Annotated in this window: 18 protein-coding genes and 1 tRNA gene; 12 read left to right on the forward strand and 7 right to left on the reverse strand. The window is 57.1% G+C overall.

The genetic code is table 11. The features are described 5' to 3' along the window. Window positions 1–683: 683 nt before the first annotated feature. From RUA4292_RS15850 to RUA4292_RS15865, 4 genes are all read left to right on the forward strand, one after another. Window positions 684–1,439, forward strand: a complete 756-nt coding sequence (locus tag RUA4292_RS15850; RefSeq protein WP_082637149.1) for a 5-oxoprolinase subunit B family protein — start codon at window positions 684–686, stop codon at window positions 1,437–1,439. Continuing rightward, the gene (locus RUA4292_RS15855) at window positions 1,436–2,434 is read left to right on the forward strand and encodes a 5-oxoprolinase subunit C family protein (RefSeq protein ID WP_058278485.1); all 999 of its coding nucleotides are present in this window, start codon (window positions 1,436–1,438) and stop codon (window positions 2,432–2,434) included. Before RUA4292_RS15850 ends, RUA4292_RS15855 begins: the two co-directional genes overlap by 4 nt. A gap of 12 nt (window positions 2,435–2,446) precedes the next feature. After that, entirely contained in the window at window positions 2,447–3,208 is a 762-nt protein-coding gene (locus RUA4292_RS15860; RefSeq protein WP_058278486.1) for a LamB/YcsF family protein, read from the forward strand. Between the two features lie 145 nt (window positions 3,209–3,353). Then, the gene (locus RUA4292_RS15865) at window positions 3,354–4,601 is read left to right on the forward strand and encodes a hypothetical protein (protein ID WP_058278487.1); all 1,248 of its coding nucleotides are present in this window, start codon (window positions 3,354–3,356) and stop codon (window positions 4,599–4,601) included. 59 nt (window positions 4,602–4,660) lie between these two features. On the opposite strand, the gene RUA4292_RS15870 is transcribed toward RUA4292_RS15865, so the two are convergent. Further along, window positions 4,661–6,046, reverse strand: coding sequence for a D-alanyl-D-alanine carboxypeptidase family protein (locus RUA4292_RS15870; RefSeq protein WP_058278488.1), 1,386 nt, complete (start codon window positions 6,044–6,046; stop codon window positions 4,661–4,663). A gap of 281 nt (window positions 6,047–6,327) precedes the next feature. Beyond that, window positions 6,328–7,029, reverse strand: a complete 702-nt coding sequence (locus tag RUA4292_RS15875; protein ID WP_058278489.1) for an HAD family hydrolase — start codon at window positions 7,027–7,029, stop codon at window positions 6,328–6,330. A gap of 91 nt (window positions 7,030–7,120) precedes the next feature. On the opposite strand from RUA4292_RS15875, the gene clpS reads away from it, so the two are divergent. The 4 genes from clpS to hemF are packed head-to-tail and all read left to right on the forward strand — an operon-like array spanning window position 7,121 to window position 10,188. Continuing rightward, window positions 7,121–7,462 carry an ATP-dependent Clp protease adapter ClpS gene (gene clpS / locus RUA4292_RS15880; RefSeq protein WP_058271961.1) on the forward strand — a complete coding sequence of 114 codons (342 nt, stop codon included), beginning with the start codon at window positions 7,121–7,123 and terminating at the stop codon, window positions 7,460–7,462. A gap of 32 nt (window positions 7,463–7,494) precedes the next feature. Further along, window positions 7,495–8,460, forward strand: a complete 966-nt coding sequence (locus RUA4292_RS15885; protein ID WP_058278490.1) for a class I SAM-dependent methyltransferase — start codon at window positions 7,495–7,497, stop codon at window positions 8,458–8,460. Between the two features lie 37 nt (window positions 8,461–8,497). Next, window positions 8,498–9,298, forward strand: coding sequence for an SDR family NAD(P)-dependent oxidoreductase (locus RUA4292_RS15890; RefSeq protein ID WP_058271963.1), 801 nt, complete (start codon window positions 8,498–8,500; stop codon window positions 9,296–9,298). A 5-nt stretch (window positions 9,299–9,303) separates the two neighbouring features. Beyond that, window positions 9,304–10,188, forward strand: a complete 885-nt coding sequence (gene hemF / locus RUA4292_RS15895) for an oxygen-dependent coproporphyrinogen oxidase (protein WP_058278491.1) — start codon at window positions 9,304–9,306, stop codon at window positions 10,186–10,188. A 4-nt stretch (window positions 10,189–10,192) separates the two neighbouring features. Here the strand turns inward: hemF and RUA4292_RS15900 are convergent, their stop codons facing one another. After that, window positions 10,193–10,642, reverse strand: coding sequence for a hypothetical protein (locus RUA4292_RS15900; protein WP_233493467.1), 450 nt, complete (start codon window positions 10,640–10,642; stop codon window positions 10,193–10,195). A gap of 141 nt (window positions 10,643–10,783) precedes the next feature. Here RUA4292_RS15900 and RUA4292_RS15905 point away from each other — a divergent pair, with 141 nt between their 5' ends. Next, a complete protein-coding gene (locus RUA4292_RS15905; RefSeq protein ID WP_058278492.1) occupies window positions 10,784–11,296 on the forward strand; it encodes a toxin-activating lysine-acyltransferase in 513 nt (170 codons plus the stop codon). Window position 11,297: 1 nt separating this feature from the next. After that, the gene (locus tag RUA4292_RS15910; protein ID WP_058278493.1) at window positions 11,298–12,191 is read left to right on the forward strand and encodes a Hint domain-containing protein; all 894 of its coding nucleotides are present in this window, start codon (window positions 11,298–11,300) and stop codon (window positions 12,189–12,191) included. Here RUA4292_RS15910 and modC read toward each other — a convergent pair. Genes modC through modA form a run of 3 tightly spaced genes read right to left on the reverse strand, consistent with a single transcriptional unit; the run spans window position 12,188 to window position 14,713 of the window. Continuing rightward, on the reverse strand, window positions 12,188–13,285 hold the full coding sequence (modC, locus tag RUA4292_RS15915; RefSeq protein ID WP_058278494.1) for a molybdenum ABC transporter ATP-binding protein: 1,098 nt from the start codon (window positions 13,283–13,285) through the stop codon (window positions 12,188–12,190). The two genes, RUA4292_RS15910 and modC, sit on opposite strands and share 4 nt — an antisense overlap. Beyond that, window positions 13,282–13,974, reverse strand: coding sequence for a molybdate ABC transporter permease subunit (gene modB / locus RUA4292_RS15920; RefSeq protein ID WP_058278495.1), 693 nt, complete (start codon window positions 13,972–13,974; stop codon window positions 13,282–13,284). The genes modC and modB overlap by 4 nt, the downstream gene beginning before the upstream one ends. 4 nt (window positions 13,975–13,978) lie before the next feature. Beyond that, window positions 13,979–14,713: a molybdate ABC transporter substrate-binding protein gene (modA, locus tag RUA4292_RS15925; protein ID WP_233493466.1), complete on the reverse strand. Its 735-nt coding sequence runs from the start codon at window positions 14,711–14,713 to the stop codon at window positions 13,979–13,981. Window positions 14,714–15,014: 301 nt separating this feature from the next. On the opposite strand from modA, the gene RUA4292_RS15930 reads away from it, so the two are divergent. Then, window positions 15,015–15,090: transfer RNA gene (locus tag RUA4292_RS15930), tRNA-Val, on the forward strand. 131 nt (window positions 15,091–15,221) lie between these two features. Then, window positions 15,222–15,461 carry a hypothetical protein gene (locus tag RUA4292_RS24545; protein ID WP_145974982.1) on the forward strand — a complete coding sequence of 80 codons (240 nt, stop codon included), beginning with the start codon at window positions 15,222–15,224 and terminating at the stop codon, window positions 15,459–15,461. 17 nt (window positions 15,462–15,478) lie between these two features. Here RUA4292_RS24545 and RUA4292_RS15935 read toward each other — a convergent pair. Continuing rightward, window positions 15,479–16,605, reverse strand: a protein-coding gene (locus RUA4292_RS15935) for an IS3 family transposase (protein ID WP_145974883.1) whose coding sequence is annotated in 2 segments (ribosomal slippage) — window positions 15,479–16,341 and window positions 16,341–16,605 — 1,128 coding nt in all. Because the reading frame shifts where the segments join, the coding sequence is not laid out codon by codon here. Between the last annotated feature and the right edge of the window lie 248 nt (window positions 16,606–16,853).

Below are 16,853 nucleotides of genomic sequence, written 5' to 3' on the forward strand. Positions count from 1 at the left end.
ACAAACAGTGAAGCTGACACTGGATCATCGAGCCGAAGCCCTACCAGCGCGATATACAGACATTCAATCCGTCGAAACGAACCAAACCGCCCACATATCTCTTCAGTTATCCATCAATGTCAAAGAACATAACACCCAGAGCCAAAAATCAGACCGTTGCGCCAATAACATCAGCGCGCCCGCCTAAATCAGTCCCTAAGATGCCCACCGTCTCTCCGATGCGTCCGGCTGTCTCTCCAACCCGTCCGGCCGTCTCTCCGACCCGTCAGCACCGCCTCAGCAGCGCCGGTGAAGGGGGTTCTAAGTATAACCGCATAAGTCCGCAAGCAGAAAATGACCTCCTGAGCGATTTTTTTCCATTTTTCTACTTATTTGTTTTTTATCAATAACTTAAGTTATTTCTCACACCCCTTCGAACGGCGATCTCATCAGGTGAAATACAAGTCGGAACTACACCTGCCTGCGCCTCCAGTAATCGTACCCCTATATATAGACAGGGCGCCCCATCACACCACAAGACTCAATCGAGTCGGAAGCGATTCAATGAGTCGGAACCGGCCTAAAAAACGGTGCTAGTACTGAATTCAGGTATGGAATACGCGCGTGTCTACCTACGCCGGGCTTGCGCATTGGCCCGGGATGCTGTGTGGTCGCCTCTGTAAGATGCCCAGGTTAGCCGTGAAATGACCACCGATACAGCCGACATGTTTCCACGCATAAGTACCGTAGGCTATGACGGCCTTCTTGTTTCCTTTGCCGATGCCATGGCCGAACCCTCGAACCGGGCGGCGCTGGCCTTTAGGGGCGCAGTCGATGCGGCATCCTGGGACGGTGTTGTCGAAACCTCGGCATCCCTTGCATCGGCCTATCTGAAGTTCGATCCCGACAAACTGCCTCGCACTGCAATCCAGGATAAGGTGCGACACCTTCTTGCCCAGCAGAATTGGCTGGGGGCACCGCTGCCTGCCGGTCGCAGGTTGTGGCGGGTTCCGACAGTTTATGGTGGCGAGCTTGCTCCGCAACTGGACGAGGCAGCGGCGGCGGCGGGGTTGGATTCCATGGAAGCCGTTCGGCGGCTGAGCGACACAAAGGTACGCGTATTAACCATCGGCTTTGCACCAGGGCAGCCGTATCTTGGTCCGCTTGGTTCTGAGTTCAATATTCCACGTCTGAAGGAACTGACTCCTATGGTCCCAGAGGGGGCCTTGGTATTGGCAATTTCCCAATTCGTACTGTTCTCGGGCCCCACTCCGACCGGTTGGCGGCACGTGGGCCAAACCGCATTTCGTTGCTTTCGCCCTGACGCACCGCAGAGCTTTGCGTTGAAGCCAGGGGATGAAATGCAGTTCCTGTCCGTTTCGCGCGACGAACTGGAAACCATCCGCGCCAACAACTCGGACGGCTCAGGCGGGGCCACCTGCGAGGAGATCGCGGGATGAGCCTGATTGTTCATCGCATTGGCCCGGCTTGCACCATACAAGACCAGGGTCGTGTCGGGTATCTGGATCAGGGGCTGTCCCGATCCGGCGCCGCCGATCAACTGGCCCTGCACGAGGGCGCGGCGTTGCTGCGTCAAAGCCCGGAACTTGCCGCTTTGGAAATGGCGGGAATGGGTGGCGAATTCGAGGCAACAAAACCTCTCGGCATCGCTCTGACGGGTGCTCCGATGCAAGCCAACATTGATGGCTCACCAATCGTCTGGAATGCATCGCACCAGATGGAAGCTGGTCAGCGGCTGGTGATCGGCGCCGCGACCAGCGGAACCTATGGCTATCTACATGTCAGTGGGGGAATTGCGTCCAAATCGTTTCTGGGATCACGCTCGGCGCATTTGACGGCAAAGATCGGGAACACCATTCAGACCGGAGATACATTGCCAGTCGCAAGCGGATCAGGCGTGACCGGCATGAAACTTAACCCGGATGATCGCTTCTCGGGTGGGGTTCTACGCGTGATCGCCAGCTTTCAGACCCCCCTGTTCGATCAGGAAACGTTGGACCGCTTTGTGCAAACCGAATTTCGGCGTGGCAGTCGGGCCAACCGAATGGGGATGCAGTTGGATAGCGAGGGCGAAGGTTTCGCGGCCCAGGGTCAGCTGAACATTCTGTCCGAGGTCATTACCCCCGGTGACATACAGATGACCGGAACAGGCAGCCCATTTATCCTGTTGCCTGAATGTCAGACCACCGGGGGTTATCCCCGTATCGCGACGGTTCTACCCTGTGACCTACCGCGCGCGGCACAAACCTCGGCGGGCGGACAGATCAAGTTCGAATTCGTGTCACTGGACGAGGCCACAGCCCTGCAAACCGCCCACAAAGCCGAACTTGCCCGGCTACCTATGCGAGTCGAACCGCTGGTCCGCGATCCGCATGACATCCCGGACCTCTTGTCCTACCAATTGATCGGCGGAATGATCTCTGCCACCGACTAGGGAGTACCACCTATGCCAAGCGTCGATCTGAATGCCGATATGGGCGAAAGCTATGGCCCATGGAATATGGGCGATGATGAAAGTCTTCTGAAAATCATCACATCCGCCAATATCGCCTGCGGCTTTCATGCCGGTGACCCGGATGTGATGGCCAAGACGATGACCTTGGCCGCCGAAAATGGCGTTGGGATCGGCGCGCATCCCGGCTTTCCCGACCTGCAGGGCTTTGGCCGCCGCAACATGAAAGTACCCCATGCCAGCCTGCGCAATCTGGTGCGGTATCAACTGGGGGCGGCAATCGGAATGGCCAAGGCCGTTGGCACCGAAGTGCGGCACCTAAAACTGCACGGGGCGCTGGCCAACATGTGCTCGGTCGATATCGACATGGCCCGAGCCTGTTATCAGGGCGCGCTGGATGTCGATCCGGACATCATCATCATGGTTTTGGCCGTTACCAAACAAGAAGAAGCCGTGCGCGAACTGGGGTGCAAATGGGTCGGCGAGATCTTTGCGGACCGGGCCTATAACGACGACGGAACTCTTGTCGACCGCGGCCTGCCCGGCGCGGTTATTCATGACCCCGAAATTGCCGGACCGCGCATCCTGAACATGGTGCGCGAAGGTGCCATCATCACCGAAAGCGGCCAGCGGCTAGAGACATCCATTGACACGATCTGCCTGCATGGCGACGGCCCAACCGCGGTACAAATCGCCCGTTCGGTTCGCACATCCCTGATCGACGGCGGGGTCGATGTGACAAAATTCATGCGATAGAAAGAAGGGCGCAATCCTGACGATCTATCCTCTGACTGTTGCCTGTATGGGATACAGACCCTAGCATGCCTGACAAGTGCATGTTCTGAATACCACAATTCCAAGCAGCGCCATGCCGAACCGGTATAGGCAAGGAGGTTGGCCAATGTCTTTTGATCTGATGAATTACGAACCGCGCGGCGACAAAAAGAACTCTGAGTTCTTCCACCAATATTTGCCGATGATCTACGAACGCCGCAAAAGCTCGGGCGTGGTGGAACAGGTCGGGGCGATTCAGGCGATCGTCATTCAGGTTGAACCGGACGCGATGTTCGACACGCTGATCGAGCTTTATGTCATGACACCCTACCGACATACGGCCAGCTATCTGGGCCAGACGCACAAATTTGCGGTGTTGCATTCGCACTCCGACTATCCTGCGATTATCGTCATGGCGCCACTAAGCCCGACATTCGAAGACTTTATCCCGCGCATCAACCGGATGTACCCGCTGGCCCGCAACACCCCCCAGACCCGCTATGTCGGAGAGATTTATGGCGCCACGGACCTCAAGACCCTGGCCAAAACGCTTGAAGATCAGAACATCAGGTTTGAGTACAAGGGAGACACCGAAAACCCGTTCTACACTTCGGACGGGTTCAGATTTACGTCTCCGTCCGATTTCACCTGTAATAGGGTTGGCTACTCATCCCTGGATTTCAACGACACCGACAGCCTCGGTTTGGGTGACCGGATATTGCTGAGCAATGACGAACAGGCGCGGCTGGATCAGGCGGCGGCATTCGGGGCCGACAGCAAAATCGCGCCTTTGATGCTGGGGGTCGACCACCTTGCAACACGCATTCTGGCCGGCGAGCGTGAGGACGCTATCCTCGAGTTTCTGACCATGGTGCCCTATTACTTTTGGGGCGCGTACAACATCTTTGAGATGAACTCGTCTACCAATGTGAACCGAAACGCGAATGTGGACGATGACAAGAAATCCCCCGCCAAGGTCTTCACCGCGAACAACACACCCTCCTTCGTCAATTCCTTCGAACAGCTGCCGATGCCAACTGAGGATTTCGTTCGGAACTTTGGCCGTCGTCTGCACCACATGGCGATTGAAATCCAGGACGGCGACCACGGCGCGGGTGAAAAGAACGTCGATTTTGTGGTCAACACACTCAAAGACGAGGGCGTACCGTTCCTGGCTCATGTGGTTGGCGAGTGTAAGGATGATCCGAACCTCAAGCAGATATTCTCAAAGCATTCGAAGTATACGCTGTTAATCACCGAGTATATCGAACGCTGTCACCACTATGACGGGTTCTTTACCAAGGATAACGTTGCCGCTCTGACCGCTGCGGCGGGTCAGGATGAACAATACGAACACGGCCACGTCTTCGACTGACAAAAAAAGGCTGCGAGTTTCCTCGCAGCCCAGATCCATTCAGGAGAGTATGTCGAGCCTTATGACGGCCCGATCATGAAACAAGTCACATTCCGGGCCTGCAACCGGCGGCAGGCCAGATCGGCCTGTTCGCGGGTCATGCCCTGAAATGTCGCGTCGAAGCCGCGCGAGCTTTGGTTCACCTTCCGCAGCGTGCCTTCCAGAGTGGTCATTTCCGACAGGGCCGTTTTCAGCAAAATCTTTTCCGCCTCATATCGGGTGGTATAGCGGCCAACGTTCACGCCCCATAGCCGTCCGCCCGATGTTGACAGTCGGGTCACGATCTCTTGCTCGGGTTCGGGCTGCACTGCCGGATCGGTCGAGGCAAGAACCAGATCAGCCGGGCGCGCAGCGGGGCGGGTTGCGTCGCTATCACCAGACGGTTGGATGTCGGCAGCTGCAATCGCCGCAGCGATTCCGTCCTTGATACGCGTACCGTTTTTGGCAGCCGTCTCAGCCACAGTGCCAGCAACCTGAACTGCGGCACCCGGTCCGGGGCGCAGAACGGGGCGCAGACTGGATTTTGGCGCGATAGTCAGGGCCGCGACGGTTGCGCCCAATCCCGCGTTCCCGGCATAGGTGGGGCGGGCCGGCTTGCGGATCGGGGCACGCGAAGGGGCACGGCGGAATCCCATGTCCAACAACTCAGCGACTTTTGCATTCCGCGATGCGCCGGATTTACCGCCAAAGACAGTCGCGATGATGCGTTCGTCCTTGCGTTTGGCCGATGCAACCAGGTTAAAACCAGCGGCCCGCGTGTATCCGGTCTTGATACCGTCCGCACCTTTATAGGCCGCCAATAGGCGACGGTTCGTGTTCGGAACCGTCTTGATCCCGGCATGCGTGGATTGGCGCGAGAACAGGTTGTAATACTGCGGATAGTCATAAAGCAGGTGGCGACCCAACGTGGTCATATCCCGCGCGGTCGACAAGTGACCTGATTCCGTCAGGCCATGTGCGTTCTTGAACGTTGTGCGGCTCATACCCATGGCCTTGGCCGTGCGCGTCATGCGACGGGCGAATGCTGCTTCGGATCCACTGATCGCGATGCCAATCGCCGTGGCCGCATCATTGGCGGACTTCACGGCAGCCGCCCTGATCAGATATCGGAACGCAATGGTTTGCCCGGTGCGAAGGCCCAGTTTCGAGGGGGGTTCAGAAGAGGCCTTTTTTGTAATCCGAACGGGCGTGTCCAAGGTGATCTCACCATTCCGCACCGCCTCGAATGCAATGTAGAGTGTCATCATCTTGGTCAGAGAGGCCGGATGCAGTCGGGTGTCAGCATTGCGCGAATGCAGAACCTCGCCTGTCCGGGCGTCGATGACCATCGCCGCATATGGTGCCGCAAATCCCTGCAACGGCGCGAAGGAGAGCAGCCACAAGAATGCTATAAGAAATAAGCCCATCCGGGCCGGAACTGTCCGCCGAACCTGCACGATCTTTGCCTCTGTCTACCTCAGGCCGCCGGGTTTTCCCGGTCAGCGTTAATTATTTTTTATTGCCTACAAGGCTAACACAGAGACCCAATGAAATAAACCGAAAGCGTGCAAATTCGCTGTTTTGTTAAGCGCCCGAACCGGCACTACATGTAGACGCGCACAGCCCACGACCTACCACATCCACGCAAATAGAACCCCTTAAAGTAATTACCGCCCCGATTTTTGAGAACTGAGACCAATTGGCAACATCAACTTAGGCGCTGAACCAGATCAGCAAGTTCGCCCAAATCCCGCATCTCGCGATAGCGCGGATTGTCCGCAGGGGTTTCTGCCTTCTCAATCTCCCAGACCAACCCATGGGGCACATAAACGCCCCAACATCCGGCCTGAATTGGGGCGACGACATCGGACCGCATCGAATTGCCTACCATCATTGCAGATTCGGGTCCGTCACCATGCCGCGCAAAGATATCGCGGTAGGTTTGCGCTGACTTTTCGGACACGATTTCGACCTCGTCAAACAATTCTCCCAGACCGGATTGCGCCAGCTTTCTCTCTTGATCGATCAGGTCGCCCTTGGTGATTAGAATCACCCGATGCGTATCAGTCACCGCTTCGATGGCCTCTCGCGCGTGGGGCAAAAGCTCGATCGGGTGGGCTAACATGTCCTGCCCCGCTTCGACCAACTGGCGGATAACCGAGGCTGGAACACGGTCGTCGGTCACTTCGATTGCGGTTTCGATCATCGACAGGGTGAAGCCTTTGATTCCGTAGCCGTAGTGCCGGATATTGCGTTTTTCCGCAGCAAGCAGCCGATCCAACAGGTGATCGCGATCAGCGTGATCGGCCAGCAATTCCGTGAAATGGGTCTGCGTCAGTTTGAAAAACCGCTCGTTGTGCCAAAGCGTGTCGTCGGCGTCGAACCCAATTGTGGTCAGCGCTTTTTCCATTTCGATTACGTCCTGCTGGCTCTTTTCTCTGGCCCCATGCACGTTATATAATCGATCAGACAAACCGAAGCCTGAATCAGACCGAGGCGCAATGACCGAACACAAATGGATGATGTCTGACCAACCGGACAACGACGATGATCCGTCGCTGTTGGTGCAGACGCGCCCTAAGACCAAGCGCCCGCCGTTGTACAAAGTACTGCTGCTGAACGACGACTACACGCCGATGGAATTCGTGGTGCATGTGCTGGAGCGTTTCTTTGGCATGACCCATGCCGAGGCGTTCGAAATCATGTTGATCGTCCACAAGAAAGGCGTCGCCGTGGTTGGCGTGTTCAGCCATGAGATCGCCGAAACCAAAGTGGGCCAGGTCATGGACTTTGCCCGCAGGCACCAGCACCCCCTGCAATGCACAATGGAACGGGAAGAGTAAGGTCACCTTAGCCTTCTCTCTCATATTTGCCGATGTCCCCTCGTCTTGATCTTGCCCTGCAAAGCGGCCTTGAGCTGTCGCAACCACTCAGCGTGCTTGGGCCGACATCCGACAGCGATCTGTCGGCCCTGCCGCGTGAAACGCAGGTTGTGCAGCCATTCAAACCGTTTCACGACCACTTTGCCGGACAGGGCTTTGCCGCCGTGCCGGAAGCCCACGACCCTTGTCAGGATGCCATCGTGATCCTGCCCCGCGCCAAGGCGTTGGCGCGCAGCATGGTGCATCAGGCCTGTCAGCGGGCCAGCGGACTGATTATCATAGACGGTGCCAAAACCGACGGCGTCGATAGCCTGCTGAAAGACATCCGCAAACGCGTTGACGTCGAAGGGCCCATCGCCAAGGCGCATGGCAAGATCTTCTGGTTCCAATCCGCACCCGAGGCTTTTGCCGACTGGGCCGCCCCGGGCAACCAGACAGTCGATGGCTTTCTGACCGCGCCCGGTGTGTTCTCGGCTGATGGGATTGACCCTGCCTCGGCCCTGCTGCTGGGCGCATTACCCGAAAAGCTGGGTGCAAGGATCGCTGATTTGGGCGCTGGCTGGGGATATCTTGCAGCCGGTGTGCTAAAGGGCGCCAATCCGCGCGCGTTACATCTTGTCGAGGCTGACCAGATCGCCCTTACCTGCGCACGCGTCAATTTGGCCAAGACCTGCGCGCAGTTCCACTGGGCCGACGCCGTCACGTGGAACGCGCCGGAACCGTTGGACACGGTGATCATGAACCCACCGTTCCACACATCGCGCGCCGCCGACCCTGAGCTGGGTCAGGGCTTTATCAAATCCGCAGCTCGAAACCTGACCCGGAGCGGCAATCTGTGGATGGTCGCAAATCGCCACCTGCCCTACGAGGTCACGCTGGCCGAGAATTTCGTACAGGTTCAAGAGGTGTCCGGCGACAATCGGTTCAAGGTGTTTCACGCCTCTCGCCCTCGACGGTGATCCCGGTTAACCTCTGCCGCAAATCAGGAGACAACGCATGTCCTTTTCCATAGCCGGCAAGACCGCCATTGTCACAGGCAGCGCCAATGGTGTCGGACTGGCCATCGGGCGCCACTTTGCGGATGCCGGGGCCAATGTCATGTTCGCCGACATGGACGAAAAACGGCTGTCCGACGAGCTTGGCGAACAGGCCGATGACAGCAACATCCGGTTTTTCGCTGGCGACCTGCGGGAGAAGCTGACCATCGCGAACCTGCTGTCTGCCACTCTTGATGCGTTTGATCAGGTGGACATCCTGATCAATGGCGCGCGGCAGGTGATCCCGTCCGATCCGCTGGACGCGGACGACGATTCCGTGCGCATGCTACTCAATCAGAACCTGATGCCCTCGCTGCGTCTAAGCCAGGCGGTCGCCAAACGCATGATAAAACAAGCAGGTGACACTGACGAAGGCCCCGCCGGGTCGATCATCAACCTGTCTTCAATCGCGGCGCGGCGCACCCACCCTGATCTGATGGCATATTCCGTATCCACCGCCGCGTTGGATCAGATGACACGTTCACTGGCCGTTGCCCTTGCCCCGAAACGGATCCGCGTCAATTCCATCGCGCTGGGATCGGTCATGAGCGCCTCGCTGCAGTCCACGCTCAAGGAAAATCGGGACTTTCGCAACGATATCGAGAGACATACTCCCTTGGCCCGGATCGCAGCCCCGAACGAACTGACCGAAACGGCACAGTTCCTGGCCTCGGATGCAGCCGGCTTCATCACCGGACAAATTCTGACAATTGATGGCGGCCGCACCTTGCTGGACCCCGTCGCAGCCCCGGCTCATTAATCCCTATGTTCGATACCGAAAAATCAACCGCTGCCGCGTGGTTCCGTCAATTGCGCGATGAGATTGTCGCCGCGTTTGAGGTACTTGAAGACACCCACAGCTCTGGCCCTTTTGCAGACGCAGCACCTGGCCGGTTCGAGGTCAAGGAAACCAAACGCCAATCCGAGGACGGCAGCGATGCGGGCGGCGGGTTGATGTCCGTGATGCGTGGCGGGCGGGTCTTTGAAAAGGTCGGCGTCAATGTCTCGACCGTATACGGCACTTTGGGTGCGCGAGCGCAACAGGCCATGGCGGCGCGCAAGGGGATTCCGGGGATGACCGAAGATCCGCGTTTCTGGGCGTCGGGAATTTCTCTGGTCGCGCATATGCAAAACCCGCATGTACCGGCCGTTCATATGAACACCCGCATGTTCTGGACCCCGCACGCATGGTGGTTCGGCGGTGGTTCAGACCTGAATCCCTGCATCGAATACGATGAGGATACAGCGCATTTTCATACTACCCAAAAGGCGCATCTGGATCCACATGGTCCCGGCCATTACCCTCGCCTGAAAGACTGGGCGGATGAGTATTTCTATATCCCTCACCGCAAGCGCGCCCGAGGCGTAGGCGGGATATTCATGGATGACTATTGTACCGGAGACTGGGCCGCAGATTTCGCGCTGACCCAGGATATCGGTCGCGCGTTCCTGCCTGCTTTCCTGCCATTGGTGGAAAAGCGCCGAGTCCAGGGTTTTGAAGAAGCGGCCAAAGACACGCAACTGGTGCATCGGGGTCTTTATGCCGAATACAACCTCGTCTACGACCGGGGCACGAAATTCGGGCTGGAAACCGGCCATGACCCGGATGCGGTGTTGATGAGCCTTCCTCCAATGGCAAAATGGGCCTGATAGATTAGCGGAACCCAAAATCCAGGAAGTTATCAAAGCAATAGCCCTGCGCGGACCCCGCCGACATGTTCTCACCCACACGTTTTACGGTGATCGAATATCCCGGCGTGGTATCGACACCATCGGGTGGGGTGAGTGAAAACTGCACCGTGCGCACGCCTTTTTCGTAGGCCCGGACTATATAGATACGCTGGGTTGCTTTGGTTCTCAGGCTGCGAATAGCAAAGTCGCCTATCCCGCACCAATACGCGACCGGGGCCGAAGACCCATTGACGGCGACCTCGTAAACACCGTTATTCATAGGAGTGACTGTGGTTTTAAAACCCGGGTAAGCGCCGATTCCGATCCCAATTCCCTGTGCAAATAAAGGCGACACCGCAAATGTTGCCAGGGCCGCTATTTTCAAAACTCGCATAATGGCAATTCCTGTTTCGAAACACTTATTCAAGATCATACCGGACACGTGGTCCGAGTAAAGCGGCACCATTTTCGGGAATTCGGCCGACAGGACCCCGACACAGCACATACAGGCAAATCAGTATCATTTTTGATTATAAGCAATTAGGATCAAGGCATATATTGGCTGGGGTTTGTTTTGAGCAAAGCGTTTCCAAATGACTGGTTTGATATCCCGTCCGAAAAATACGCGGATTTCGGCGCCATGTTCTATCTTGCATCGCTGACCAATACACACAGGCCGCGCACCCTCGGGCAGGTGCTCTATGCTTTTGAAACGCCTTTTCGGCTGAACCAGTACCACATTTTCCGGCAGAACGGTTTCCCACGCGGGTTTGTGACCTTCGCCGGCCTCAGCCCCGAAGCCGAGCGTCGGTACGCCATTCAAGAAAAACCGCTGAAAGATACGGACTTTGCCAGCGGCACGTCCTTCTGGATCGTCGACCTTGTGGCCCCGTTTGGACAGACCAACCAGATCGTCGAAATACTGAAAAAAGAAATCCCCCACCCTCGGGTTCGAACCAATCGGATGGACAGCGACCTGACCCGAAATCGCATCGTGGAGTGGACCCGCGACGACGCGGGGGACGTACACATGAAGCTTTACCGGAAGAAAGAGTTCCGCGAGGTCCTGAAAATGGAGGGGTCTTGAAATGGTATCGATAGTAGGGACAACAACTGGCTTTGTAACCGGAGATCCCCCTAATCAGGCCAGTGGCGATCTTGGCTTGACCGGCTTTCCTCGGACGCAATCCTGGTCGATCTCTGATCAGCCATCACTGGGCGTGGCCTCCATTAACCCAAATACCGGCGAATGGACCTACACGGTCAATCAAAGCGATTTTGACGATATCCCGTTCGGGACTACGGTCACTGATACCTTCACGGTACAGGTCACCGGATTGGACTTTTTATTCCAACCATATGACCTGACCCAAGAGATCACCATCACCCTTGAAGGCGTGTGCTTTACTGCAGGCACCTTGATCCTGGCTGAAAAAGGCAATCAAAAGATAGAAACCCTGAGCGTTGGCGACAATGTGATGACCGTAGATCGCGGGCTGCAACCGATCCGGTGGGTGGAAAGCAGCGCCTTATCGCCGGACCGATTGCGAGACAATCCGGCCATGCGCCCGGTTCGGATCAAAGCTGGCAGCCTTGGCGCAGGACGGCCCGAACGCGATCTGCTGGTATCACAGCAACACCGCATTCTGGTCAGCGGACCAAAGGTCGAGCTTTTGTTCGGCGCGCCCGACGCGCTGGTTGCGGCCAAGCACCTTTGTTCCTGGCCAGGTATCGCGATTGACACCTCGGATGACCCGGTCGAGTATTTTCACATCCTGCTGGATAGCCACGAAATACTGACAGCCGAGGGCGCACTGGCTGAAAGCCTCTATCTCGGCGAAGAATCCCTGTACACTCTGTCCTCGGACGCATTGCAGGAGCTCGCCGCCATTTTCCCGGACACAGCCATGCCGAATGGGCTAGGATTCGGCCGAGCAGCCCGCCTGATCCTGCGAGAATTCGAAGCCCGCGCGCTGGCTTAGACCCCGCGCAAGTGCCCACCCACGTCTTGCGGTGCCAGTGCGACCGTTTTGATGATCGCAAAACAGGGTTTGCCCGGTTCCAATCCCAACGCTTCGACGGAACGGCGAGTAACCCGGGCCAAAACAGAACCCGCGGGTGTTCTTACGGACACAATTGCACCCGGCCCTTCGCCCGCGCGGATCGTGTCGACCGTACCTTCCAGAACATTTAAAGCCGAAAGACCCTCGGGGCGTTTGCTGGACAAAATAACCTCTTGCGCGGGAATGCGGATTCGCAGTTCTTCCGCAATTTGCAGGGATATCCAGGGCAGAAACAATGACGACCCGCCTGCGTCCAACTCGGTCAGCCCGTCCGAATGATGTTTGACGACCCGAACCTGCAACACCGCACCGACAGCCCGCACACCCGCCGGTGCGACCGACGGATCGGCCAGTACATCGGAGGCCGGGCCGTGCCGCACGACCTTGCCCTGTTGCAACGCGACAACCGACGTCGCCAAACGCGCAACTTCCGCGGCCGAGTGTGTGACGTACAAAATCGGTACCGAAACCTCATCCCGCAGCCGTTCAAAATACGGCAATATCTCAGCCTTTCGCGCGTCGTCCAATGCGGCCAGAGGCTCATCCGCAAGGATCAACCGTGGACTGGCCAGAAGCGCGCGCCCAATAGCAACGCGCTGCTTTTCTCCACCCGACAACCCTGAAGGCCGCCGGTTCAACAGGTGCCCGATCCCCAGCATTTCGATCACTTTGTCCGGGCTTTCGCGGCGCGCACCCTTGGGCGCGAACCATTTTCCGTAGAACAGGTTCTGGCGCACAGTGAGATGTGGGAAAAGACGACCTTCCTGAAAGATGTAACCCAGCCGTCTTTTGTGCGGTGGCAACCAGAGGCCTTGCGCGGTGTCAAACAGCTCCCACCCGTCTACAGCAACCCGACCGGCCATGGGTTTCACCAAACCGGCGACGGCATTTACGATGGTTGTCTTTCCAGACCCGGACCGCCCAAACAGAACCGTCACACCGGGTGGGGCATCAAAACTCAGATCCAGCTTGAGGTCGGGCAATTCGTGCTGCAAACGAACGGACAGGCTCATGATCCGGCCACCCGCGCTGCAACGCGTCGCCCAATGAACTCGGACAACAACAGCGCGCTCATAGCAACCACGATCGAGATGACCACTAAACGGGTGGCCGCGGCTTCGCCGCCCGGAACTTGCAGGAAGGCATAGACTGCTGACGGCAGGGTTTGCGTCTGACCCGGGATATTCGACACAAAGGTAATCGTTGCCCCGAATTCTCCCATCGCTTTGGCAAAGGCCAGTATTGCCCCGGCGATAACGCCGGGCAGGATCATCGGAAGGGTCACCGTAGCAAACACAAACAGGCGTGATGCACCCAGTGTGGCTCCGGCCTGTTCCAGTTTGGGGTCCACAGCTTCGATCGACAGGCGTATGGCCCGCACCATCAGCGGAAATGCCATGATACCCGCGGCAAGGGCAGCCCCGGTCCAACGAAACGCCACGACAATTCCGATCTCTGCCAGCAACTTGCCCAGCGGCCCCTGAATTCCAAAAGTCAAAAGAAGCAGATAGCCGGTCACCACCGGCGGCAGGATCAACGGTAAATGCACCAGCCCATTCAAGACCTGCCGACCCGGAAACCGCCAACGCGCCAGCGCGTAGGCAACGAATATGCCCAACGGCAATGTCACCAGTGTTGCCCAAAACGACACACGTAGCGACAACTTCAGCGCCTCAAGCTCTGCAGGTCCCAACCACCCCATGCCACTATCCGTTCGGCAGGGTGAAACCCTGCTTTTCAAACACAGCCCGCGCCGCCTGAGATTGCAGGTGGTTCAGAAACACCCGCGCGGATTCAGCACCGGCAGCCGTCAGAGCCGCCGGGTAGATGATGGGTGGATGCAGGTCGGGCGAAAACTCGGCGATAACACGAACCCGTCCTTCGACCTGCGCATCGGATCGGTAGACGATGCCCATTGGGGCCGCACCCGTGGCAACCAGTGCAAGGGCTGCGCGCACGTTATCCGTCTGTGCGATCTGACCCTGAATGCCCTGCCACAGCCCCAGGCTTTCCAACGCCGCCTTTCCGTAAATCCCTGCCGGCACGGCATCCACCAGCGCCATGGCCAGATATCCACCGTTCAGTGCGGAGGCCAAAGCGACCCCGGGCCGCATTTCGCCAATGTCAGCCCCTTCGCCCCCAGCGACCAGAACCAGGCCATTGCTCAGCAAATCAATACGAGTTGTGGGGTCAATCAGGCCCTGATCTTGCAGCACATTCATCCAATCCACGTTGGCAGAAATGAACAAATCTACCGGGGCACCCAACTGAATCTGGCGCGCAAGAACGGACGAGGCCGCGTAAGATACAGTTATGGCCTGCCCAGTTTCCTGCTCAAATTCAGATGCAATCCCATCAAGGGCAGTTTTGAGGCTGGCCGCTGCAAACACCAAAATCCCCTCGGCCCCCGCGCGAAGCGGGGCCAGCGTCAAAGCGCCCAAAACCAGGGCCGCTATCAGAACTCGGCGCGCGTGGGACAGGATCGGTTTTCTCCCGCCTGGAAAGTTGCAGTTCCTTTGGGGATATCTGAGGCGGCAGGTGACACGCAAGCGCCTTTGCAATCACCCACGACGTAGAACGCAAAACGACAGGCCCCTCACAATCGAAACGACCCCGCAACACAAGGCAAGGCGAATTTCCCGCCCGATTGAATTGTCAGTGGCTAACAAATCAGATTCTGGGAAAGAAATTCTGCCAGACCCTCTTGCACCCGGGCGCAGGCTTAGCTAAATGCACCGTTATGGGTGATTAGCTCAGTTGGTAGAGCGCTTCGTTTACACCGAAGATGTCGGGAGTTCGAGTCTCTCATCACCCACCATACTACCTTTCATGCAGATCAAGCACTTACACGCGATGCACGACAGATCGTGCGGTACGTGTTGTTTAGTCCGCTGCGCCTCCGCTGCACTCACATCGTGAAGATGCCCGCAACATGCGGAGATGCAGACAATGGCGACGATCACAAAAAGAGAAAGCGGCAAGTGGCAAGCGATAGTGCGCAAGGAGGGAAAATCGCGCAGCCGGACGTTCAGCAAACGTGCAGATGCATGCAGATGGGCGCGCGAGACAGAACTGCAGGTAGAGCGCGGAGAATGGCAAAAGCCATCCGAAGGTGCTGCATCCACCATGACACTCGGTCAAGTACTAGGGCGATACCGTGATGAAGTGACTATGAGCAGCCCTATCTGACGGGTCCAACGTGATTGTTAGTGCATGATCGGCCTGTGTTCCATCGGGATGATGGTTTCTGGTGCCGGAGAGCGATAACCCAGTGCACTGTGTGGTCGTTTGGTGTTGTAGTGCTTCCTCCATTCTTCGATGATGATCTGCGCTTCTCTGAGCGAGTAGAAGATTTCCCCGTTCAACAGCTCGTCCCTCATGCGACCGTTGAAGCTTTCACAAAATCCGTTCTCCCAAGGCGAGCCTGGTTCGATGTATGCCGTTTTGGCTCCGACAGCTGCAATCCAGTCGCGAACCGCCAGAGCAACGAACTCAGGACCGTTATCTGAACGGATGTAGGACGGTGTGCCGCGCAGAATGAACAAATCCGTCAGAGCATCGATCACATCCGCCGAGTTTAGTTTTCGCTTTACCCTGATTGCCAAGCACTCCCGGCTGAACTCGTCGATGATGTTCAACGTCCGGAAAGGTTTCCCATCATCGGTGCGACAATGCACGAAGTCATAGCTCCAGACATGATTGCTATGTTCCGGCCTGAGTCGAACACATGAACCATCGTTTAGCCAAAGCCGTCCCTTCTTGGGCTGTTTTGCAGGCACCTTCAGCCCCTCTCGTCGCCAAAGCCGTTCAATGCGCCCATCACTGACAGACCATCCAGCCTCTCTCAGCAACACCGCAACCCGGCGATACCCATACCGACCATACTGCCTGGCAAGCTCGATCATGTCGGCCACCAGCTGTTCTTCATCGGGTCGGCCCCGTGGAATACGCCTTTGCGTGGATCGGTGCTGTCCCAGTACGCGGCATGCACGGCGCTCGGAAACTTTGAACTGGCTGCGAACATGAGCGACGCAAGCACGGCGACGAGAGGGGCTTAGAAGTTTCCCTTCGATGCTTCCGTCAGGATAAGCTTGTCGAGCGTCAGGTCTGATACCGCACGCCTGAGCCGCTCATTTTCCTTCTGAAGCCGCCTAAGTTCCTTCAATTGGTCTACACCCATTCCGCCATATTGCTTGCGCCAGCGGTAATAGGTTTGCTCCACAACGCCGATCTGTCTGATCGCATCCAGACGCGGCATCCCTTGCCCCATCAGAACTTCAACCTGCCGCAACTTCGAGACAATTTCTTCCGGCTTCGGTCGCTTGTTTGCCATTCTTGGTCCTCCGTTTCCTAATCTTAACGGTGGGCCCATTCAAATGGGGAGGCTCACTTCCTTTACGAAGTCGCTAAGTTATTGATTTTGAATCAAGTGGAAACCGGAACGCGCACCGCTCTTACCTTTTAGGGATAAAAGCGGCAACATTTTCTGGGCCAAGCGCCACAATGGCGTTTTCCAAGTCCGAAACGTTTTCTCTCAGAAAGCTTTCTTCGCTTTGACCAGGTGCACGATAGAGCGGATTC

The organism is Ruegeria atlantica, from assembly GCF_001458195.1.
Taxonomy (GTDB): domain Bacteria; phylum Pseudomonadota; class Alphaproteobacteria; order Rhodobacterales; family Rhodobacteraceae; genus Ruegeria; species Ruegeria atlantica.